This window comes from Bacillus sp. ME78 (assembly GCF_903970865.1).
Taxonomy (GTDB): domain Bacteria; phylum Bacillota; class Bacilli; order Bacillales; family Bacillaceae_G; genus Bacillus_A; species Bacillus_A cereus.
This window is the reverse complement of sequence record NZ_CAJCKK010000004.1, coordinates 59,886-81,091: the sequence shown is the minus strand read 5'-3', so window position 1 is coordinate 81,091 and position 21,206 is coordinate 59,886. Positions and strand designations below refer to the sequence as shown.

Genomic DNA, 21,206 nt, shown 5'->3' with positions numbered 1-21,206 from the left:
GAAAAACACGGTTCACAAAATACGGCAGAAATATAAAGACTTAAAGGAGAGGGATTATTGTGGAAAGAAGTTTATCTATGGAGTTAGTACGTGTAACAGAGGCTGCAGCATTATCATCAGCGCGTTGGATGGGGCGCGGGAAAAAGGATGAGGCAGACGGTGCAGCAACATCAGCTATGCGTGATGTATTTGATACAATTCCGATGAAAGGTACAGTCGTAATTGGTGAAGGTGAGATGGATGAAGCACCAATGCTATATATCGGAGAGAAATTAGGTACAGGATATGGACCACGTGTAGACGTTGCGGTTGATCCTTTAGAAGGGACAAACATCGTAGCAGCTGGTGGCTGGAATGCTCTTGCTGTTATTGCAATTGCAGACCACGGTAATTTGTTACATGCTCCTGACATGTACATGGATAAAATCGCGGTTGGCCCAGAAGCAGTTGGGGCAGTCGACATTGATGCGCCTATTATTGATAACTTACGTGCAGTTGCGAAAGCGAAAAATAAAGACATTGAAGATGTTGTAGCAACAGTTTTAAACCGTCCACGTCATCAAGCAATTATCGAAGAAATTCGTAAGGCTGGTGCTCGTATTAAATTAATTAACGATGGAGATGTAGCTGGAGCAATTAATACAGCGTTTGACCGTACAGGTGTAGATATTCTATTTGGATCTGGTGGAGCACCTGAAGGTGTATTAGCAGCAGTTGCTTTAAAATGTTTAGGTGGAGAAATTCACGGAAAACTATTGCCACAAAACGAAGCTGAATTAGCACGTTGTAAAAAAATGGGCATAGAAGACATTAATCGTATCCTTCGTATGGAGGACTTAGTAAAAGGTGACGATGCAATCTTTGCAGCAACAGGTGTAACAGATGGTGAACTATTACGTGGTGTTCAATTTAAAGGTAGCGTAGGAACAACACAATCTCTTGTTATGCGTGCAAAATCAGGTACAGTTCGCTTTGTAGATGGTCGTCATAGCTTAAATAAAAAACCGAACTTGGTTATTAAGTAAAAGGTGGAAGCGGCTCGCTCAGAATCGCAGGACATTGGAACTCTCGACCTTGAAGCGCTCTTTGCTTCGAGTGAGAGAGTGAAATGACCGGAGATTCTAGCCGCTGGAACTGGATTAAGTAAAAAGCGTAAGCGGCTCGTTCAGAAAGGTTAAAATGGTCGATCTTTTTAACTATCGGAGCCGGAACTAAATTAAATAAGAAGCGAAGACAAATTTTCTTGTCTTCGCTTCTTGTATTTGTGTTCCAACGTATTGATTAAAACTAGACAAAAGGGTTACAATAGTGAATATTACCCTACTTGAACTTATTGCCTTTCATTATTAATTATTTGCCTTCCGTATTTTTTCCCTTTACCCATGAAAAAAGAGAATAACGTTAAAGTGTGGTGTCTGAATGAATTTGTCAATTGCAGCATTAGAAAACATGAAATTAAAAGAGTTATACGAGCTTGCGAAAGAATTTAAGATTTCGTATTATAGCAAGTTAACGAAAAAAGAGTTAATCTTTTCTATTTTGAAAGCTCGAGCAGAAAAAGAAGGTTTCTTTTTCATGGAAGGCGTATTAGAAATTATTCAATCAGAAGGATTTGGATTCCTACGTCCTATCAACTATTCTCCAAGCTCAGAAGATATTTATATCTCAGCTTCGCAAATTCGTCGTTTCGATTTACGTAATGGAGACAAAGTTTCTGGTAAAGTACGACCTCCGAAAGAAAATGAACGCTATTTTGGGTTATTACAAGTTGAAGCTGTAAACGGAGATGATCCAGATTCAGCAAAAGAGCGTGTGCATTTCCCTGCATTAACACCATTATACCCAGATCGCCAAATGAAATTGGAAACGGAACCGAAAAAGTTACCGACACGTATCATGGATTTAATCGCACCAGTTGGATTTGGACAACGTGGTTTAATTGTTGCGCCTCCAAAGGCTGGTAAAACAAGTCTATTAAAAGAAATTGCACACAGTGTTACAACAAATCATCCAGAAGCAGAATTAATTGTGCTTTTAATTGATGAGCGTCCAGAGGAAGTAACAGACATTGAACGTTCTGTTAAGGGCGACGTTGTAAGTTCTACTTTTGATGAAGTACCAGAAAATCATATTAAAGTAGCTGAACTTGTGTTAGAACGTGCAATGCGTCTTGTAGAGCACAAAAAAGATGTTATCATTTTAATGGATAGTATTACCCGTTTAGCGCGAGCTTACAACCTCGTTATTCCGCCAAGTGGTAGAACATTATCGGGTGGTATCGACCCAGCGGCTTTCCATAGACCGAAGCGTTTCTTTGGAGCGGCACGTAATATTGAAGAAGGCGGTAGCTTAACGATTTTAGCAACAGCCCTTGTTGATACAGGATCTCGTATGGACGATGTTATTTACGAGGAATTTAAAGGAACTGGAAATATGGAACTTCACTTAGATCGTTCGTTAGCTGAACGTCGTATCTTCCCAGCGATTGATATTCGTCGTTCTGGTACACGTAAAGAAGATCTATTAATTCCAAAAGAGCATTTAGACAAGTTATGGGGCATTCGTAAAACAATGCGTGATACACCAGACTTTGTTGAAAGTTTCTTACGTAAGCTTCGTCAAACGAAGACAAACGAAGAATTTTTACAAAACATTGTTGCAGACTCGAAAAGATATGTAACAACTAAGTAAAGGGAAAAGATTGGGACTCGCTTATTTTATAGTAAGCGAGTTTTTTATGCCTTTTAGGTGATATTAAAGAGAGAAATAAGTGGGAGAACCTTAGCTGGTCAGAGCTGAGCGAGCCCCCGCCACTTTTAAGTTAATATCCAGCTCCAGCGGCTAGAATGGTAGGTGGCTTCGCGTCTTCCTACGAGGTAAAAAGCACCTCTACGTCAGAAGCTCCATCCCCCTCCCATTCTGAACGAGCCGCTTCTGCTTTTAAATTGTATCTAGTTCCGACGGCTAGCTCTTCGTGTCTAAGGTTCTCCCGCACTAAAGGTAAAAAGCACCTTTTGTGCGAGAGAACCTTAGCCAGTCAGAGCTAAACGAGCCGTCTACACTTTAAATTTCAAAAGACAAAAACAGGTAGTTGCAAAATGAAGTTAGCCTTGTTATAATTTCATCATATGTGTTTCATCAATATAGTTGTGTATGCAGCTGAAGATGAAAAACTCTGTTTCGAAAATGATTCAGGGCGGAAGGAGATGAAAAGAATGAAAGCAGGAATTCACCCAGATTACAAGAAAGTTGTATTCATGGACACAAACACAGGCTTCAAATTCTTAAGCGGGTCTACTAAAGGCTCTAGCGAAACTGTTGAGTGGGAAGATGGTAACACTTATCCATTACTAAAAGTTGAGATCAGTTCTGATTCTCACCCATTCTACACTGGACGTCAGAAGTTTGCTACTGCAGACGGACGCGTTGATCGCTTCAATAAGAAATACGGTATCAAGTAATAAAAACATAAAACAGGCAAGTGTATGTATTCGCTTGTCTGTTTTTTTTGTGAAAATATTATACCTTTACCCTACTTTTAACTAAAAAGTAGATGAAAGGAGAGCTTCATGTACTTAATAAATCAAAATGGCTGGATTGAAGTGATTTGCGGTAGTATGTTTTCTGGTAAATCAGAAGAGTTAATCCGCCGTGTGCGCCGTACGCAATTTGCGAAACAACATGCAATTGTATTTAAACCATGTATTGATAATCGCTATAGTGAAGAAGACGTTGTATCACATAACGGATTAAAGGTAAAAGCAGTTCCTGTTTCAGCTTCAAAAGATATATTTGAACATATCACTGAAGATATGGATGTAATTGCAATCGATGAGGTACAATTCTTTGATGGGGACATTGTGGAAGTGGTGCAAGTATTGGCAAATCGTGGCTATCGTGTCATTGTAGCTGGTTTAGACCAAGATTTCCGTGGTCTACCATTTGGACAAGTTCCTCAGCTGATGGCGATTGCTGAACATGTAACAAAGCTACAAGCAGTATGTTCTGCATGTGGATCTCCGGCAAGTCGTACACAACGATTAATTGATGGAGAACCAGCGGCATTTGATGATCCGATTATTTTAGTTGGGGCTTCAGAATCGTATGAGCCACGCTGTCGTCATTGTCATGCAGTTCCTACAAACAAAGATAAGTAAAACTCGCTGCGCAAGGCGGGTTTTTTTCAGAATAGAGAGTGTGGTTGGTGTGAGCCGCTTACGCTTTTAAATATAATTTGCGTTTTTTTGAGTAAGTACCATATACTATTTGTATTAGATACTAGGATGTAGAGGTGAATGATGTGTTAGATCGTTTGCAAGCTGTAGAAAATCGTTATGAGAAGTTAAATGAATTGTTAAGTGACCCAGAGGTTATTAGCGATACAAATAAACTTCGTGAATATTCAAAGGAACAGTCTGATATACAGGAAACGGTAGAGGTGTATCGTGAGTATAAGGATGTTCGTGAGCAATTAAAAGATGCGAAAGCAATGTTAGAAGAGAAGTTAGACGCAGAAATGCGTGACATGGTAAAAGAAGAGGTTTCTGAGTTAGAATCACAAGAAAAAACGTTATCAGAACGTCTGAAAATTTTATTAGTTCCAAAGGACCCTAATGATGATAAGAACGTTATCGTTGAGGTTCGTGGGGCTGCTGGTGGCGACGAGGCCGCTTTATTTGCTGGTGACTTATACCGTATGTATAGCCGTTACGCTGAGGTACAGGGCTGGAAAACGGAGATTATCGAGGCTAGCTATACAGAGTTAGGTGGATATAAAGAGATTATCTTTATGATTAACGGTAAAGGTGCTTTCGCGAAGCTGAAATTCGAGAATGGTGCTCACCGTGTACAACGTGTTCCTGAAACGGAATCTGGTGGACGTATTCATACATCTACAGCAACTGTAGCTGTATTACCAGAGGCAGAGGAAGTAGAAATCGACATTCACGAGAAAGATGTTCGTGTTGATACATTCGCTTCTAGTGGTCCTGGTGGACAAAGTGTTAATACAACGATGTCAGCGGTACGTTTAACGCATTTACCGACTGGTGTAGTTGTATCTTGTCAGGATGAGAAATCACAAATTAAGAATAAAGAAAAAGCGATGAAAGTATTACGCGCACGTGTTTATGATAAGTTTAGACAAGAAGCACAAGCTGAATATGATCAAAACCGTAAACAAGCTGTTGGTACGGGTGATCGTTCAGAGCGTATTCGTACGTATAACTTCCCGCAAAACCGTGTTACAGACCATCGAATCGGTTTAACGATTCAAAAGCTAGATCAAATCTTACAAGGTAAGTTAGATGATTTCATCAATGCCTTAGTGATGGAAGATCAGGCTCAAAGGATGGAGGCAGCTGAGTAATGCGTGTCTATGAAGCCCTGAAATGGGCTTCTTCTTTTTTACAGGAAAATGGACGAGATGAAAATGCGGGAGAAATTGTCCTTTGTCATGTATTAAAGATGAACAGAACAGGATTACTTATGAATATGCGTGAAGAAATAAATGAGGAACAAGAGGCAAGCTTTACGGAGTTTATCCACAAGCATGTAGAAGGTATTCCTATTCAATATATGATTGGTTATGAAATGTTTTATGGCCGGTCGTTCTTTGTGAATGAAGAAGTATTAATACCAAGACCGGAAACAGAAGAGCTTATAGTAGGAGTATTAGAAAGAATTGAGCGCCATTTTGGCGACAAGGAACTACATGTAGCAGATATAGGCACAGGTAGTGGAGCGATTTCTATTACGCTTGCTTTAGAAAATAAAAATCTCCACGTATATACAGTAGATATTGCACAAGAGTCGATTGAAGTTGCAAAAGAAAATGCAAAAGCTTTAGGTGCAGAAGTAACGTTCTATCACGGTGATTTATTGTCACCATTTGATAAAACGGGTCAAAAGCTAGATGTTGTTGTTTCAAATCCTCCATATATACCGGAAGAGGATTGGCGTGGTCTTTCTCCTGTTGTGAAAGAGCATGAGCCGAAGAGAGCACTTGTTGGTGGAGAAGACGGATTAGATTTTTATCGCCGTTTTATGAAAGAATTGCCGAATGTGTTGCAGGAGAAAGCAATTGTAGCGTTTGAAATTGGAGTAGGACAAGGTGAGGATGTAAAAAGATTGTTACAACAAGCTTTTCCACATGCCCATGTCGAGGTTGTTTTTGATATTAACGGAAAAGACCGTATGGTATTTGCAGAGATGGAGTAAGGTTCACACCTTACTCTATTTTTTTGTGGGAAAATTCATATAGATTTTGAATTTAATAGTTTAGAAATATGAAAGTCTGTCCACACTGTTTGTAGAAGGGACGGTGGAGGAAATGAAAAAACAAGTTATTGCTTATCTTCTTATATTATTAATTGGTGCACAGTTACTTGTGCAGTTTGGATATATGAAAGCTGATGCGAAAGGGCCTTCAGTCATTCCGAAAGAGGCCGTTCGATTACGAATTTTAGCAAATAGTGATTCAGATAAAGACCAGGCATTAAAGCGTAAAGTGCGTGATGAAGTAAAAGCACAAATTGATGGATGGGTAGCGGATTTAACTTCATTTGAAGAGGCGCGCAAAGTAATTCAAAGTCATATTCCAGAAATCGAGAAAACGGTGGAAAATACGTTAAAAAGAGAAGGAAGTAAAGAATCATTTCAAGTGAAATTTAGTAAGAATGTAAAGTTTCCTACAAAGGTATATGGGAATTTTATTTATCCAGCAGGAGAATATGAAGCGGTATTGATTACAATTGGAGAAGGTGAAGGGGCGAACTGGTGGTGTGTATTATTTCCACCAATGTGTTTCTTAGATTTTTCGAGTGGGACAGCTGTAAGAAAAGAAGAGCACGTTGTGAAGGCGGAATCTCCTGAAGAGGAGCAGGTGAAACAACTAGATGAGGAAGTAGTAAATACAGAAGAGAAGAAAGTGGATAAGGTAAAAGAAACGAAAGTTGTAAAACAGGAAGTAGTAAAAAAAGTAACATCTTCTGAAAAGAAAGTAGTAAAAAATGAAACAAAAGTCGAAGAGCAGCCTGTAAGCAAAGAAGAAACAAAAACTGTGGAAAAAGTGGAGAAACCTGTGGAGAAAAAACAAGAAAAGCAAAATGAGTATGTAAAAGTAGAAGAGGAAGAAGAAAAGCCAGAAGTTAAATTGTTTATTGTAGAAGCTTTTACATCTTTATTCTCTAAATAGTACTATTAATAAATCCCTCCTCATATATAAAAATGAGGAGGGATTTATTATGAAGAAAGTGTATTTTGCTACGAAGGCAGATGTGGAAAGATTACATTCTTTTTTCGGACAAGCTAATAAAAAAGATGATAAAATAAATGAGTTGTACGCACAATTTATGATTTTGGAAGAGGCGGAAGAAATACGAGCTGTAATTGGTTATGAACAAAGTGGGGAAGATGTACTTATTCGTTCTTGTTTATTCACACCTCATGTGGATAAACAGACTTTCTTATATTTTTTTGAAATGTTTTTGCAGTATATGAAAGAAAAAAGTGTTCAACAATTGTACTTACTAACAAACCATCCACAATCTGTACCAATCTTTCAGTTCTTTGACTTTTTTACTATAGAAAAGGATGAGGTTCCAGAGGGAATTCAACAGTTAGAACATTTTTGTAAAAATATAAAAGAGCAGAATGCAATAATACTAAATTGTCAGCTATTCACAAAGTTATCCACGGATTAATTAGGTTTATCCACATTTTGTGGATAAACCTTGTTTGTCTTTTGGATAAATCTCATAGTAAACTAAAAATAGACAAGTATTTAAGGGTAGAAAAGGACGTGGAAAAAAATGCATACAAATATGTGGGTTGTGGATAATGTTGTGGAAAGAAAAAAATATTATCCACAGTTACAAGAAGCAGCAAAATTATTAAGAGAAAATGAGGCGGTTGCTTTCCCTACGGAAACAGTCTATGGGTTAGGTGCAAACGCGATGGATGATGAAGCAATCGCAAAAATTTTCGAAGCGAAAGGAAGACCGAGTGATAATCCACTCATTGTCCACATAGGTACAAAATCTCAGTTAGATGGCATTGTGAAAGAAATTCCACCAGTTGCAGAGAAGTTAATGGCGCATTTTTGGCCAGGGCCATTAACAATTATTTTGCCGAGAAAAGAAGGGATTTCAGAGAAGGTGACCGCAGGACTTAATACGGTTGGAGTAAGAATGCCTGATCATCCAATTGCACTTGCTCTTATTGAAGAGGCGAATGTACCTGTTGCGGCACCAAGTGCGAATCGTTCAGGGCGTCCAAGTCCAACATTAGCTTCTCACGTATATGAAGATTTGAATGGGAAGATTGCAGGTATTGTTGATGGTGGTGCAACTGGAGTAGGCGTTGAATCAACTGTAATTGATTGTACAAGCGCGGTTCCAACAATATTACGTCCAGGTGGGATTACGAAAGAACAATTAGAAGCAGTGATAGGTACCGTTTCTTTAGATCCAGCTTTAAAGGATGAGAAGGAAAAACCGAAATCACCTGGAATGAAATACACACATTATGCGCCGAAAGCACCACTTAGTATTGTTGAGGGCTCACGTGAGTTTATTCAGCATCTTGTAGATGAGAAAAAGGAAGAAGGATTTAAAGTAGGCGTATTAACGACGGAAGAGTATCAGCATGTATATAGCGCAGATGTTATATTATCTTGTGGTGTTCGAAGTGACTTAGCTAGCGTTGCGACTAAATTATATGATGTACTTAGAACATTTGATGCAAGTGAAGTGGATGTTATTTTTAGTGAGTCGTTCCCTAATGAAGGAATAGGAAATGCTATTATGAATCGTTTAACAAAAGCGGCAGGACATCATATTATTATTGAATGATAAGGTACGATTAGCAAACAGAATATTTCTCCTTGGATAAGCATATTGTGAAGTAGCACGTCCAAGGAGGGGCATGAATGACGTTTGAACAGCTAATACCTTTAATAATTATGGCATTCGCCTTAGGGATGGATGCGTTCTCGGTGAGTCTTGGTATGGGGATGATGCCCCTAAAGTTAAGACAAATCCTGTATATTGGTATGACGATAGGGATATTTCATATTATTATGCCGTTTATAGGAATGGTACTAGGTCGTTTTTTATCAGAGAAATATGGAGATATTGCACATTTTGCGGGTGCTATTTTATTAATCGGACTAGGTTTTTATATCGTATATTCGACCATTTTACAAAATGAAGAGACTAGAACTGCCCCTATTGGAATTAGCTTATTCGTATTTGCATTTGGCGTTAGTATAGATAGTTTCTCAGTAGGGCTTAGTCTTGGTATTTATGGGGCACAAACAATCATTACAATATTACTTTTTGGATTTGTTAGCATGTTATTAGCATGGATTGGTCTATTAATTGGGAGACATGCGAAAGATATGCTCGGTACATATGGCGAGATAGTAGGTGGCATCATTTTGGTTGGATTTGGATTATATATCCTTTTTCCTATATAATTTTATGTAGGAGGGAATTATGAACAAGCTATTGGAATGGTATGTTAAGTTTTTAACCTTCTTTCCTCGATGGCTAAGAATACTTATAATTTGGGGTATTATTTTGCAAATTTCGATGTTAGGTTGGATTAAGTTAATTCGTGAATGGTGAGATGGTTCCTTTCTATGAATATTTTGTTTGTACTATATTTATTGCACTAAAAATTACAGATATAGAAAGGATGAGATGAATGACGAGATTGAAGCAAGTTTTTGGTGTTATTATTAGTTTTTTTGTTTTTTGGTTTAGTATGCTCGGTGTACAAATGTTTGCTGAGTTTTTAGATATTGAGTCATTGAAATTTGTTGCGGGAAAGACTGAGGCGGCGCGTGCCTTTTACTCTCCGTACCCGTTTTTAATTGTTTTTCTTATTACACTGCTTTCCCTATACTTCTTCGTAATTAAGCTAGGGAAACCGAAAAAAGAAAAACTGCCTACTTTAGAGGAAAAGAAGGAAGAATTACAATGATAAAAATCCCCTGCTAAAAAGCAGGGGATTTTTATGTTTGAGTGATGGCAGGAATCGATTCTGAGCGAGCCGCTTCCGCTTTTAAACTGGCCTAACTAATTCAAATTCTTCTCCTAATTTTGCATAGTTGTGTCCTGCTAGGCGGCTTATTGGTTTGAGTCCTTCTGCGTGAATGCGCCCTTTTTCATATAGATGTTCGGCAACGTGGAAACGAACGACGCGTCCAATTAGTAGATCACAAGCTGGTGAGTCTTCTGTTCCACCAAGTGGAATTGCACGTTCTAATACGCATTCCATTCGAATATTTGCTTCTTTTACACCTGGAACGGAGATGACTTCACTTTCAATTGGTGTTAGTTTTGCTAGTTCAATTTCACTTTCATTTGGCGGGAGATTAGCTGCTGTTTCATTAATTGCTGCTACATATGATTCGTCAGAAATATGTACGACAAATTCACCTTTTTCAATTGCGTTTCGGGAAGTGTCCTTTCTTTCTCCGGCTTTTCGTTGTACAGATACTGAGATAAGTGGTGGATTAGCAGCGACAATATTAAAATAACTATATGGTGCGCCGTTTAATACACCGTCTTTTGTTAAAGAAGTAACGAATGCGACAGGGCGAGGGATGATACTTCCAGTAAGTAATTTGTAATTATCTTTTTCAGTTTGTTCATTTGGATTAATGGATAACATGCTTGTAATCCCCTTTCTAAATATGAATACTTATTGTTTGTTTACAAGATAACGATGAGAAAATCCTGCTGGAAATAATATTTTGTTTCATAAAAAGAACTTACTTCAATTGTAATGAAGTAAGTTCTTTTTCAAGAATCTCAAATCTGAGATAAAAATTAAAGTAAAACGTATGCGCCAGGTCCGATTAAAGCTACACCAACAGCAACAGCGATTAACATTAAGTTATATTCATATCCATTTTGTGTTACCCAGTAACCATTTTTTCCGTGAACAGTGAAGATAGCCATTAACATTGTTCCAACGATAAATAATGAACCAACTACAATGAAAATACCTGATGCGAATAAGAAACCACCTAGTAATTCAGTTGCGCCAGCCATAAATGCCATAAATACACCAGGGCGTAAACCGATTGACTCCATCCAGCCACCTGTTCCTTTTAAACCGTAACCGCCGAACCAACCAAATAATTTTTGAGCGCCATGACCCATGAATGTAATTCCTATAATAAGACGAATAATAAGTAGACCGAAATCCATCATTTTTAAAAAACCTCCTAAAAGTTATTAACTTACCTTACGTAAGTAATAATAAAATAGTTACTTACTTTAGTCAAGTTGATTTTGAAAAAAGTTTGAATTAAATTTTACAAATTAACAACAAAAAATAAAATGTGGTAAAGACCTCTAGACAAGTTGGGCAAAAAAAGAGAAAATATAAATAGAAGTTAACTTCTTATTGTTATTCAGACAATCAGAATTGACTGGAATTTTGTGAAGCGCTACAATAAGAGTCTATTAGTAATGACGTAACTTATTTCGAAAGCGTTTTTACAGTATAATATTCGAAGTATGAAGTCTTACATGTATCCCGAGCTTTACTAGGGATTGCCCTATAAACTTTTAGGTAAATTATAAGGAGGACTATCCTATGTTTAAAAAATTATTCGGTCTTGGTTCAAAAACAAATGAAGAAACAATCGTAGCTCCATTAACTGGAGCAGTGAAAAATATTGAAGAAGTACCAGATCCAGTATTCGCTGGTCGTATGATGGGTGACGGTGTTGCAATCGATCCTACTGAAGGTGTAGTTGTATCTCCAGTTGATGGTGAAATCGTACAATTATTCCACACAAAACATGCTATCGGAATTAAAGCGAAAAATGGCACAGAAATTTTAATCCACGTTGGATTAGAAACTGTAAAAATGGAAGGCGAAGGTTTCGAAGCTCACGTTTCTGAAGGCCAAGCTGTAAAAGCTGGAGATAAATTAATCTCATTCGACTTAGAATTAATCCGTGAAAAAGCGAAAAGTACAATTACTCCAATCGTTATTACAAACACAGATGCAGCTGAGTCTATTAAGACAACTGTAGGCGTAACAGCTACAAAAGGTTCAACAGAAGTAATGAAAGTTACAATGAAATAATTGCTGTATAAGAGGAATCCGTTTCGTATGAAATGGATTCCTTATTTTTGTTGCATATTCAGTAGGTATGTTAAAATACTCTGGGCACTTGGAAATAGGGTTTCACATATATGTGGATAAGGCGCATTTTTCTTAGAAAAAATATAAGAGAAATGCGCCTTTTGTATATTCACATTTCTTTTGTTCTATTCTAATGTAAGTTATGATGAGTGGTAAGAAATCGAATATAGGGGTGGGTTTGGATGAAACGAGTATTATTTGTTTGTACTGGCAATACATGTCGTAGTCCAATGGCTGAGGCGTTGCTTCGTCATCACGGAGGAGATAGGTTTGAAGTACAATCTGCCGGTGTTTTCGCCTATCCTGGGAGCGATGCATCGGTACATGCGAAGGAAGCTTTAGCTGAAAAAGGGATTTCAATTGACCATACCGCGCAGCAAGTAAACGAAACTTTGCTTGATTGGGCTGATATTGTCGTAACGATGACAGAAAATCATAAACAAATTGTACTTGGGCATTATCCGAGTGTTGAAAAGAAATTGAATACGTTATATGGATTAACTGAAGGTATAGGCAAGGACATTTCAGATCCATTTGGAGGCTCGCTTTCTATTTATAAAGAAACGTTAGATGAGATGGAAAAACTTGTACAAACTTTACTGAAAAAACATTCGGTAGGTTGATGTTTCGTGTATAATACGATATTGGAGATCACTTCGTCCTATTGAGGTAGCGAGTGTGAAATGAAGATAATTGATTGAAACTTTGGAGGGGTAAAAATGAAAGTAGTAATAGCATCTGATCACGGCGGTATGAATATCCGCAAAGAACTTGTAAATTTATTAGAAGAGTTAAATATTGAATATGTTGATTTAGGTTGTGAATGTGAAGCTGGTTCTGTTGATTACCCTGACTTTGCGTTTCCAGCAGCTGAAATGGTAGCGAATGGTGAAGTGGATCGTGGTATTTTAGTTTGTGGGACAGGCATTGGTATGTCAATCGCAGCAAACAAAGTAAATGGTATCCGTTGTGCGTTAGTTCATGATACTTTCAGCGCGAAAGCAACGAGAGAGCATAATGACACTAACATGCTAGCAATGGGCGAGCGTGTAATTGGTGCTGGTCTAGCGCGTGATATCGCGAAAATCTGGTTAACAACTGACTATGAAGGTGGTCGTCACGAAAACCGTGTAGGAAAAATTAAAACATACGAAACAAAGTAATACATTCTAACTATCAGTAGTGTGAAATATAATTTGGTGAACCAACCTGTGAAAGGAAGAGGCGTAATGACAGAAATCGTAAAGGTAAGAGAACAGCTACAAATGTCGCTTTCTGATTTCCAAGAACAAGCTTCATTACAAAGCGGTCAAATTTTTGTAGTGGGTTGTAGCACGAGCGAAGTGCTAGGCGAAAGAATTGGAACATCAGGAACGATGGAAGTAGCAGAGGCGATTTTTTCTGAGTTAAAACAATTTCAAGAGCAAACAGGTATTGAATTAGCGTTTCAATGTTGTGAGCATTTAAACCGTGCTTTAGTGGTTGAGAGAGAAGTAGCGATAAAATATCAATTTGAAATTGTAACAGTTACGCCTGTTAGATCAGCAGGTGGTGCATTGGGGACATATGCGTATCACAATTTGAAAGATCCGGTAGTAGTTGAGTTTATTAAAGCAGATGCAGGAATGGATATTGGTGATACGTTTATTGGTATGCATTTAAAACATGTAGCTGTTCCGGTTCGTACAAGTGTGAAGGCAATTGGAAGTGCACATGTAACGATGGCTAAAACACGTGGAAAACTAATAGGTGGAGCACGTGCTGTTTACGCGGTGGCGGAAGAGACTACCACTTGCAGTTAAATATGAGAAATTAGGAAGTCATATAGTAGCTGTTTATCATAAGATAAAAGGTATGTTGTCTGACTTTATAGTAGAAGAAAGAAAAGACCGATTTTCGGTCTTTTTTTTCTTTTATGATATAGAAAGTCATGTTAGAATGTAGTTGAAAACATGAAGGTTCGAAAGAATTACAACCTGAATTTTCGTTTTTTCTGAATAAATAAGAAAAAACTGTTGGGAATTGATGTAATTCGTTCAGAAAAGGGGGATTTTGGTGGATCATTTAAAACGTCAAGATGAAAAGGTATTTGCTGCAATTGAGGCAGAACTAGGAAGACAGCGTTCGAAGATTGAGTTAATTGCTTCGGAAAACTTCGTAAGTGAAGCAGTAATGGAGGCGCAAGGTTCTGTTTTAACGAATAAGTATGCTGAAGGATATCCTGGAAAACGTTATTATGGTGGCTGTGAACACGTAGACGTAGTAGAAGATATCGCACGTGATCGCGTGAAAGAAATTTTCGGCGCAGAGCACGTAAATGTTCAACCACACTCTGGTGCACAAGCGAACATGGCAGTATACTTCACGATTTTAGAGCAAGGCGATACAGTACTTGGTATGAATTTATCTCATGGTGGTCACTTAACACACGGAAGCCCTGTTAACTTCAGTGGAGTACAATATAATTTCGTAGAATATGGCGTGGATGCTGACTCTCACCGTATTAATTACGATGATGTATTAGCAAAAGCGAAAGAACATAAACCAAAATTAATCGTTGCAGGTGCAAGTGCATACCCTCGTGTTATCGATTTCAAGCGATTCCGTGAGATTGCAGATGAAGTGGGCGCTTATTTAATGGTTGATATGGCACATATCGCTGGTTTAGTAGCTGCTGGTTTACATCCAAATCCAGTACCACATGCACATTTCGTTACAACGACAACACATAAAACGTTACGTGGCCCGCGTGGTGGTATGATTTTATGTGAAGAGCAATTTGCAAAACAAATTGATAAATCAATCTTCCCTGGTATTCAAGGTGGTCCACTTATGCACGTAATCGCTGCAAAAGCTGTTGCGTTTGGTGAAGCACTTCAAGATGATTTCAAAACATATGCACAAAATATCATTAACAATGCGAACCGCTTAGCTGAAGGTCTTCAAAAAGAAGGACTTACACTTGTTTCTGGCGGAACAGACAATCACTTAATCTTGATTGATGTTCGTAACTTAGAAATCACAGGTAAAGTAGCAGAGCACGTATTAGATGAAGTTGGTATTACAGTGAACAAAAATACAATTCCATTTGAAACAGCAAGCCCATTTGTAACAAGTGGTGTACGTATCGGTACAGCAGCTGTAACATCTCGTGGTTTCGGTTTAGAAGAAATGGATGAAATTGCGTCACTTATTGCTTATACATTAAAAAATCATGAAAATGAAGCTGCATTAGAAGAAGTACGTAAGCGTGTAGAAGCGTTAACTAGCAAATTCCCAATGTATCCAAATCTATAATAGATTGAAGAAGACTGCCGAGACTTAATTGTTTTGGCGGTCTTTTTTGTGGACATATATTACTTTTAAAGTATGTATACAAATGATGAATAAATTTTGGCGATATAATGAAGGATACAGCTCCCATAATTGGTAAAGATACTAGATAGATTCATCGTAAAATCATGATTTTGCCAAATTTGCCCTTGAATATTAGTAGCGTTTTCTTTACAATCGTAAATAGTGTAAAAAAGCGTGCAAACGCATGAATATCATCTAAAGGAGAGATTCACATGGGAAAACTGTATGTATTTGATCACCCGTTAATTCAACATAAGATTACATATATTCGCGATAAGAATACAGGTACGAAAGATTTTCGTGAATTAGTGGACGAAGTAGCAAGCTTAATGGCTTTCGAAATTACTCGCGACCTTCCGCTTAAGGACATCGAAATTGAAACGCCTGTAAGCAAAGCGACAACAAAAGTGATCGCTGGTAAAAAACTTGGTTTAATTCCGATTTTACGTGCAGGTTTAGGAATGGTTGATGGAATTCTGAAATTAATTCCAGCAGCAAAAGTAGGACACGTTGGTTTATACCGTGACCCTAAAACATTGCAACCGGTAGAATACTATGTGAAACTTCCAACGGATGTAGAAGAGCGCGACTTTATCGTACTAGATCCGATGCTAGCAACAGGTGGTTCTGCGGCTGAAGCGATTAACTCTCTGAAAAAGCGCGGTGCGAAACAAATTAAATTAATGTGTATCGTTGCAGCTCCAGAAGGGGTAAAAGTAGTACAAGAAGAACATCCTGATGTTGATATTTATGTAGCAGCATTAGATGAGAAATTAAATGACCACGGATATGTAGTACCAGGTCTTGGTGATGCTGGTGACCGTTTATTCGGAACGAAGTAAGACAACTGACGAGCAGGGGAGATTCCCCTGCTCGTTTTTTTTTTGCTGCAAGCAAGTAGGGGAGGGGGAGGATAAATATACATCGTATATACAACATAAGTTGCATACACATCACATATAATATAGAAGTCTTACGTCTGAGGAACACTATATTATGGAAGGAAAGCGTTATATCTCGAAAATATAATAGTGACAAACTTGTGAACATTTCCTTCTATTATAAAGAGAAAACTGTTAGAAATTGCATATATGTAACCAGTATTTAGAAGGGGAACGTTTTCATTTTTGGGAGGAAATGCCTAATACTCAAATTTTTAGATTTTTTACGATTTCTCGTTGACACTGTTAATACCCTATTGTATGCTAACAACGGGGATAGATGGTAGGGCTTTCAGTGACAAAATTACATCTATTCCGTGACGAAAATGTAAACTTTTTGTTTTGTATAGGATTTATGCAAAAAAATGAGTTATTATTAACACATCGTGAATGAGGGTTACATATTGGAGGGATGAATCCTTGCAAAAAAACGATCGCAGCCATATAAAAGCATATGCTTTAATGTCAGGAATTCTTGCTCAGTTAGTCGGTTCTATACTTGTTGGAATCTTTGGTGGGCAGTGGATTGATAATAAGGTTGGAACGTTTCCATTGTTTCTTATTATAGGGTTATTACTCGGGTTAGGAACAGGGGTATACGCAATGATTCGACTCATTCGACATTACTATTCGGGAGAGCAATGATGATAGACGTACATGGACTTGTCCAAAGACAAAAGAAATATATGTACTACTTGCTTGCGCTTCTAGTGCTAGGATGGGGATTTACCTCTTACAAGGATGTATTTCTTGGGCTGATTATCGGAACGATTTTCAGTTTTCTTAGTTTGCGCATCATTGCACGTAGAACAGACAAGCTGTTAGATCGCGTAACAAATGGAGAAAACGTGAAGTTTAAGGCGACAGCTGTAAGTACATATTCAAGATTCGCCACGATTGGGTTATTAATTTTATTTGCAGCCAAATATCAAGAGTTAATTGCGATGTGGGGCTTAGGTGTAGGATTGCTGACAGGATACCTTGTCATGATCATAGATTTTCTTTATTTAGAGTATAAGAGCAGGGAAGAGAGGTGAATTACTAGTGGAACACGGTAAATTAGTTGAATTTCTAGGTTTAACGTTCGATTTGTCATCAGTTATGATGGTTACTGTAGCAGCAGTTATTGTTTTCTTAATCGCTGTTATCGGAACTCGCAGCTTAGCCCTTCGCCCAACCGGGATGCAAAACTTCATGGAATGGGTGTTTGACTTCGTGAAAGGGATTATCAATAGTACGATGGACTGGAAAACAGGTGGACGTTTCTTAACGCTTGGCGTTACGCTTATCATGTTTATCATCGTATCGAACTTCCTTGGTTTACCATTCATGTATTCAGCAACTGAAGCTGGCGAACATATTGCATGGTGGAGGTCACCAACGTCTGATCCAGCAGTTACATTAACATTAGCCGTGATGGTAGTTACCCTCACCCATTATTATGGAATTAAGATGAAGGGTACGAAAGAGTATGTTAAAGGTTATTTCCAACCTATGAAATTCTTATTCCCATTAAAGGTTATTGAGGAGTTTGCTAACACATTAACGTTAGGTCTTCGTTTATTCGGTAACATTTATGCAGGTGAGATCTTATTAGGATTACTTGCTAAGTTAGGCGGGGCATCATTCCTTGGAGCATTAGGTGCGCTTGTACCAATGTTAGCATGGATGGGATTCAGTGTATTCGTTGGATCAATCCAAGCATTTATTTTCGTTATGTTAACGATGGTTTATATGGCTCATAAAGTAAGTCATGACCATTAATATAATTTAAGTAAGAAAAAATTTATTTTTTTATAATACAAAGGAGGACAAATTAAATGAGTTTAGGTGTAATCGCAGCTGCAATTGCAATTGGTTTATCAGCATTAGGTGCAGGTATTGGTAACGGTCTTATCGTATCACGTACAATCGAAGGTGTTGCTCGTCAACCAGAATTAAAAGGCGCACTTCAAACAATTATGTTCATCGGGGTTGCTTTAGTTGAGGCACTTCCAATCATCGGTGTAGTTATTGCATTCATCGTAATGAACAAATAAGGGAGACTCCCCTTACATAGATGGCGAAGAGTGTTTTTCCGAACTTTCTTCGCCATTGCTTTATGAACGAAACGTATGTCTTTTTTTTTCATATGATCAATTTAGATATTTTGAAGGGAGTGAATCCTTGTGCCAACTTTATTATTAGGAGCTGCCATTCCATTTGGAACGATTGCTTATACATTGTTCATTTTCTTAATTCTATTAGTAATGCTACGCAAATTTGCGTGGGGTCCTTTAATGGGAATTATGAAAGAACGTGAAGAGCATGTTACTAATGAAATCGACGCTGCAGAAAGAAGTAACGCTGAAGCGAAGAAGTTAGTAGAAGAACAACGTGAAATGTTAAAACAATCACGTGTTGAAGCACAAGAGTTAATCGAAAGAGCGAAAAAACAAGCTGTAGATCAAAAGGATGTTATTGTTGCTGCTGCGAAAGAAGAAGCAGAATCAATTAAAGCATCTGCTGTACAAGAAATTCAACGCGAAAAAGAGCAAGCGATTGCTGCTTTACAAGAACAAGTCGCTTCTTTATCTGTTCAAATTGCTTCTAAAGTAATTGAAAAAGAATTAAAAGAAGAAGATCAAGTTAAGTTAATTCGCGATTATATTAAAGAAGTAGGAGAAGCGCGATGAGCAATGGGATTGTAGCAAAACGTTATGCTGTCGCTCTTTTTAAAATTGCAAAAGAAAAACACGTATTAGAAATGTTTGAAGAAGAATTACGCCTTGTACAAAACGTTTATGTAAAGAACGGAGAACTACATAGCTTTTTAACGCAACCGAACATTTCAAAAGAGCAGAAGAAAACGTTTCTTGCAAACGTATTCGGATCTGTTTCTGAATCAATTTTAAATACGTTATATATTTTAATTGATAACAAGCGTATTGATATCTTACCTGAAATTGCAGATGAATATGTTGTTCTTGCTAATGAAGAACGTAACGTAGCGGATGCAACTGTATATTCTATTCGTCTTCTATCTGAAGAAGAGAAGCTTAACATTGCAGAAGCATTTGCAAAGAGAACGGGAAAAGATGCAATTCGCGTGAAAAATGTTGTAGATGAAGATTTACTAGGCGGAATTAAAGTACGCATTGGAAATCGAATTTATGACGGAAGTTTACAAGGAAAATTAGCACGTATTCAGCGTGAATTAATGAAGAATAGATAGGGGTGAAGCACATGAGCATCAGAGCTGAAGAAATTAGCGCACTGATAAAGCAACAAATCGAGAACTATCAGTCTGAAATCGAAGTTAGTGATGTTGGTACAGTTATCCAAGTTGGTGACGGTATTGCGCGTGCTCATGGTCTTGATAACGTTATGGCTGGTGAGCTTGTAGAGTTCTCTAACGGCGTTATGGGACTAGCACAAAACTTAGAGGAAAACAACGTAGGTATTATCATTTTAGGACCTTACACAGAAATCCGTGAAGGTGACGAAGTTCGTCGTACTGGTCGCATCATGCAAGTACCAGTAGGAAAAGAACTAATTGGTCGTGTTGTAAACCCATTAGGTCAACCAGTTGATGGTTTAGGCCCAATCAATACAACAAACACTCGTCCAATCGAAAGTCCAGCACCAGGTGTAATGGATCGTAAATCTGTTCATGAGCCACTTCAAACAGGTATTAAAGCGATCGACGCTCTTGTACCAATTGGCCGTGGTCAACGTGAGTTAATCATCGGTGACCGTCAAACTGGTAAAACAGCAGTTGCACTTGATACAATCATTAACCAAAAAGATGAAGATATGATTTGTATCTATGTAGCTATCGGACAAAAAGAATCAACTGTACGTAACGTAGTAGAAACACTACGTAAGCACGGTGCATTAGAGTACACAATCGTTGTAACTGCATCTGCTTCTCAACCAGCTCCATTATTATACTTAGCTCCTTATGCTGGTGTAACAATGGGTGAAGAGTTCATGTACAATGGTAAACACGTATTAGTAGTATATGATGACTTATCAAAACAAGCAGCGGCTTACCGTGAGCTGTCATTACTATTACGTCGTCCTCCAGGTCGTGAAGCTTATCCAGGGGATGTATTCTACTTACATTCTCGCTTATTAGAGCGTGCAGCAAAATTAAGTGATGCAAGAGGCGGCGGTTCTTTAACTGCACTACCTTTCATCGAAACACAAGCAGGGGACGTATCAGCATACATCCCAACAAACGTAATTTCTATTACGGATGGACAAATTTTCTTACAATCTGACCTATTCTTCTCTGGCGTACGTCCAGCGATCGATGCGGGTACTTCTGTATCTCGTGTAGGTGGATCTGCTCAGATTAAAGCAATGAGTAAAGTATCAGGTACACTTCGTCTTGACCTTGCATCTTACCGTGAGTTAGAAGCGTTCGCTCAGTTCGGTTCTGACCTTGATAAAGCAACTCAAGCGAAATTAAACCGTGGTGCTCGTACTGTTGAGGTATTAAAACAAGGATTACACAAACCGTTACGTGTAGAGAAACAAGTTATCATTCTTTACGCTTTAACACGTGGATTCCTAGATGATATCCCAGTAGTAGATATCACTCGTTTCGAAGAAGAATTCCATGCTTGGTTAGATTCTAATGCGACTGACTTATTAGAAGAAATCCGCACAACTAAGAAACTTGCGGATGACGACAAATTTGCAGCAGCAATTAACGGATTTAAAAAAGTATTCGTAGCTTCTGAATAATAA

General features: G+C 38.0%; 28 protein-coding genes. 26 read left to right on the top strand and 2 right to left on the bottom strand.

Going from position 1 to position 21,206, the window contains the following annotated elements:
- The first annotated feature begins 59 nt into the window (after positions 1 to 59).
- The 12 genes from glpX to H6481_RS07460 all read left to right on the top strand — a co-directional run bounded on the left by glpX (position 60) and on the right by H6481_RS07460 (position 9,987).
- Positions 60 to 1,025, top strand: coding sequence for a class II fructose-bisphosphatase (gene glpX, locus H6481_RS07510; RefSeq protein ID WP_000442336.1), 966 nt, complete (start codon positions 60 to 62; stop codon positions 1,023 to 1,025).
- A gap of 394 nt (positions 1,026 to 1,419) precedes the next feature.
- A complete protein-coding gene (gene rho, locus H6481_RS07505) occupies positions 1,420 to 2,691 on the top strand; it encodes a transcription termination factor Rho (protein WP_001053903.1) in 1,272 nt (423 codons plus the stop codon).
- Between the two features lie 524 nt (positions 2,692 to 3,215).
- Entirely contained in the window at positions 3,216 to 3,461 is a 246-nt protein-coding gene (locus H6481_RS07500) for a type B 50S ribosomal protein L31 (RefSeq protein WP_000643435.1), read from the top strand.
- Positions 3,462 to 3,569: 108 nt separating this feature from the next.
- Positions 3,570 to 4,157: a thymidine kinase gene (locus H6481_RS07495; RefSeq protein WP_000280851.1), complete on the top strand. Its 588-nt coding sequence runs from the start codon at positions 3,570 to 3,572 to the stop codon at positions 4,155 to 4,157.
- Between the two features lie 143 nt (positions 4,158 to 4,300).
- On the top strand, positions 4,301 to 5,368 hold the full coding sequence (prfA, locus tag H6481_RS07490) for a peptide chain release factor 1 (RefSeq protein WP_000887066.1): 1,068 nt from the start codon (positions 4,301 to 4,303) through the stop codon (positions 5,366 to 5,368).
- Complete coding sequence (prmC, locus tag H6481_RS07485; RefSeq protein ID WP_023523566.1) at positions 5,368 to 6,219, top strand: peptide chain release factor N(5)-glutamine methyltransferase; 852 nt, start codon at positions 5,368 to 5,370, stop codon at positions 6,217 to 6,219. The genes prfA and prmC overlap by 1 nt, the downstream gene beginning before the upstream one ends.
- Positions 6,220 to 6,331: 112 nt before the next feature.
- Positions 6,332 to 7,195 (top strand): stage II sporulation protein R, encoded by an 864-nt coding sequence (gene spoIIR / locus H6481_RS07480; RefSeq protein ID WP_000745068.1) that lies wholly within the window; start codon positions 6,332 to 6,334, stop codon positions 7,193 to 7,195.
- A gap of 49 nt (positions 7,196 to 7,244) precedes the next feature.
- Positions 7,245 to 7,703, top strand: a complete 459-nt coding sequence (locus H6481_RS07475) for a mechanosensitive ion channel protein (protein ID WP_000758437.1) — start codon at positions 7,245 to 7,247, stop codon at positions 7,701 to 7,703.
- Positions 7,704 to 7,811: 108 nt separating this feature from the next.
- Positions 7,812 to 8,852: an L-threonylcarbamoyladenylate synthase gene (locus tag H6481_RS07470; RefSeq protein ID WP_000557351.1), complete on the top strand. Its 1,041-nt coding sequence runs from the start codon at positions 7,812 to 7,814 to the stop codon at positions 8,850 to 8,852.
- Positions 8,853 to 8,929: 77 nt separating this feature from the next.
- Positions 8,930 to 9,478, top strand: a complete 549-nt coding sequence (locus tag H6481_RS07465; RefSeq protein WP_000142475.1) for a manganese efflux pump MntP family protein — start codon at positions 8,930 to 8,932, stop codon at positions 9,476 to 9,478.
- 19 nt (positions 9,479 to 9,497) lie between these two features.
- Positions 9,498 to 9,629: a hypothetical protein gene (locus H6481_RS28780; RefSeq protein WP_023523564.1), complete on the top strand. Its 132-nt coding sequence runs from the start codon at positions 9,498 to 9,500 to the stop codon at positions 9,627 to 9,629.
- Positions 9,630 to 9,708: 79 nt separating this feature from the next.
- Positions 9,709 to 9,987 carry a DUF3935 domain-containing protein gene (locus H6481_RS07460; protein ID WP_023523563.1) on the top strand — a complete coding sequence of 93 codons (279 nt, stop codon included), beginning with the start codon at positions 9,709 to 9,711 and terminating at the stop codon, positions 9,985 to 9,987.
- A gap of 81 nt (positions 9,988 to 10,068) precedes the next feature.
- Here the strand turns inward: H6481_RS07460 and H6481_RS07455 are convergent, their stop codons facing one another.
- Together H6481_RS07455 and H6481_RS07450 are read right to left on the bottom strand one after the other, a co-directional pair.
- Positions 10,069 to 10,680 (bottom strand): flavin reductase family protein, encoded by a 612-nt coding sequence (locus H6481_RS07455; RefSeq protein ID WP_182811326.1) that lies wholly within the window; start codon positions 10,678 to 10,680, stop codon positions 10,069 to 10,071.
- A gap of 158 nt (positions 10,681 to 10,838) precedes the next feature.
- On the bottom strand, positions 10,839 to 11,225 hold the full coding sequence (locus H6481_RS07450) for a DoxX family protein (RefSeq protein WP_000968616.1): 387 nt from the start codon (positions 11,223 to 11,225) through the stop codon (positions 10,839 to 10,841).
- 388 nt (positions 11,226 to 11,613) lie between these two features.
- Between H6481_RS07450 and H6481_RS07445 the strand changes: the two genes are divergently transcribed.
- From H6481_RS07445 to atpA, 14 genes are all read left to right on the top strand, one after another.
- Positions 11,614 to 12,111, top strand: a complete 498-nt coding sequence (locus tag H6481_RS07445; protein WP_000473666.1) for a PTS glucose transporter subunit IIA — start codon at positions 11,614 to 11,616, stop codon at positions 12,109 to 12,111.
- 242 nt (positions 12,112 to 12,353) lie between these two features.
- The gene (locus H6481_RS07440) at positions 12,354 to 12,794 is read left to right on the top strand and encodes a low molecular weight protein arginine phosphatase (protein ID WP_000832375.1); all 441 of its coding nucleotides are present in this window, start codon (positions 12,354 to 12,356) and stop codon (positions 12,792 to 12,794) included.
- A gap of 96 nt (positions 12,795 to 12,890) precedes the next feature.
- Positions 12,891 to 13,334: a ribose 5-phosphate isomerase B gene (gene rpiB / locus H6481_RS07435; RefSeq protein ID WP_000869539.1), complete on the top strand. Its 444-nt coding sequence runs from the start codon at positions 12,891 to 12,893 to the stop codon at positions 13,332 to 13,334.
- Between the two features lie 66 nt (positions 13,335 to 13,400).
- Positions 13,401 to 13,973 carry a TIGR01440 family protein gene (locus H6481_RS07430; RefSeq protein ID WP_000136377.1) on the top strand — a complete coding sequence of 191 codons (573 nt, stop codon included), beginning with the start codon at positions 13,401 to 13,403 and terminating at the stop codon, positions 13,971 to 13,973.
- Positions 13,974 to 14,226: 253 nt separating this feature from the next.
- A complete protein-coding gene (gene glyA, locus H6481_RS07425; RefSeq protein WP_000349806.1) occupies positions 14,227 to 15,468 on the top strand; it encodes a serine hydroxymethyltransferase in 1,242 nt (413 codons plus the stop codon).
- A 272-nt stretch (positions 15,469 to 15,740) separates the two neighbouring features.
- Positions 15,741 to 16,370, top strand: a complete 630-nt coding sequence (gene upp, locus H6481_RS07420) for a uracil phosphoribosyltransferase (protein WP_000517539.1) — start codon at positions 15,741 to 15,743, stop codon at positions 16,368 to 16,370.
- Between the two features lie 379 nt (positions 16,371 to 16,749).
- Entirely contained in the window at positions 16,750 to 16,863 is a 114-nt protein-coding gene (locus tag H6481_RS07415) for a DUF4024 domain-containing protein (RefSeq protein ID WP_000232962.1), read from the top strand.
- Positions 16,864 to 16,889: 26 nt separating this feature from the next.
- Positions 16,890 to 17,114, top strand: coding sequence for an AtpZ/AtpI family protein (locus tag H6481_RS07410; RefSeq protein WP_001171223.1), 225 nt, complete (start codon positions 16,890 to 16,892; stop codon positions 17,112 to 17,114).
- Positions 17,114 to 17,506, top strand: a complete 393-nt coding sequence (locus H6481_RS07405) for an ATP synthase subunit I (protein WP_000567600.1) — start codon at positions 17,114 to 17,116, stop codon at positions 17,504 to 17,506. Before H6481_RS07410 ends, H6481_RS07405 begins: the two co-directional genes overlap by 1 nt.
- Positions 17,507 to 17,513: 7 nt before the next feature.
- Positions 17,514 to 18,233, top strand: a complete 720-nt coding sequence (gene atpB, locus H6481_RS07400) for a F0F1 ATP synthase subunit A (protein WP_000399870.1) — start codon at positions 17,514 to 17,516, stop codon at positions 18,231 to 18,233.
- 56 nt (positions 18,234 to 18,289) lie between these two features.
- Entirely contained in the window at positions 18,290 to 18,508 is a 219-nt protein-coding gene (gene atpE, locus H6481_RS07395; RefSeq protein ID WP_000052064.1) for a F0F1 ATP synthase subunit C, read from the top strand.
- A 129-nt stretch (positions 18,509 to 18,637) separates the two neighbouring features.
- Positions 18,638 to 19,144: a F0F1 ATP synthase subunit B gene (gene atpF, locus H6481_RS07390; RefSeq protein WP_001142615.1), complete on the top strand. Its 507-nt coding sequence runs from the start codon at positions 18,638 to 18,640 to the stop codon at positions 19,142 to 19,144.
- Complete coding sequence (gene atpH / locus H6481_RS07385; RefSeq protein WP_000064682.1) at positions 19,141 to 19,683, top strand: F0F1 ATP synthase subunit delta; 543 nt, start codon at positions 19,141 to 19,143, stop codon at positions 19,681 to 19,683. Before atpF ends, atpH begins: the two co-directional genes overlap by 4 nt.
- 11 nt (positions 19,684 to 19,694) lie before the next feature.
- Positions 19,695 to 21,203, top strand: a complete 1,509-nt coding sequence (atpA, locus tag H6481_RS07380) for a F0F1 ATP synthase subunit alpha (RefSeq protein WP_000027521.1) — start codon at positions 19,695 to 19,697, stop codon at positions 21,201 to 21,203.
- The last annotated feature ends 3 nt before the right edge of the window (positions 21,204 to 21,206 follow it).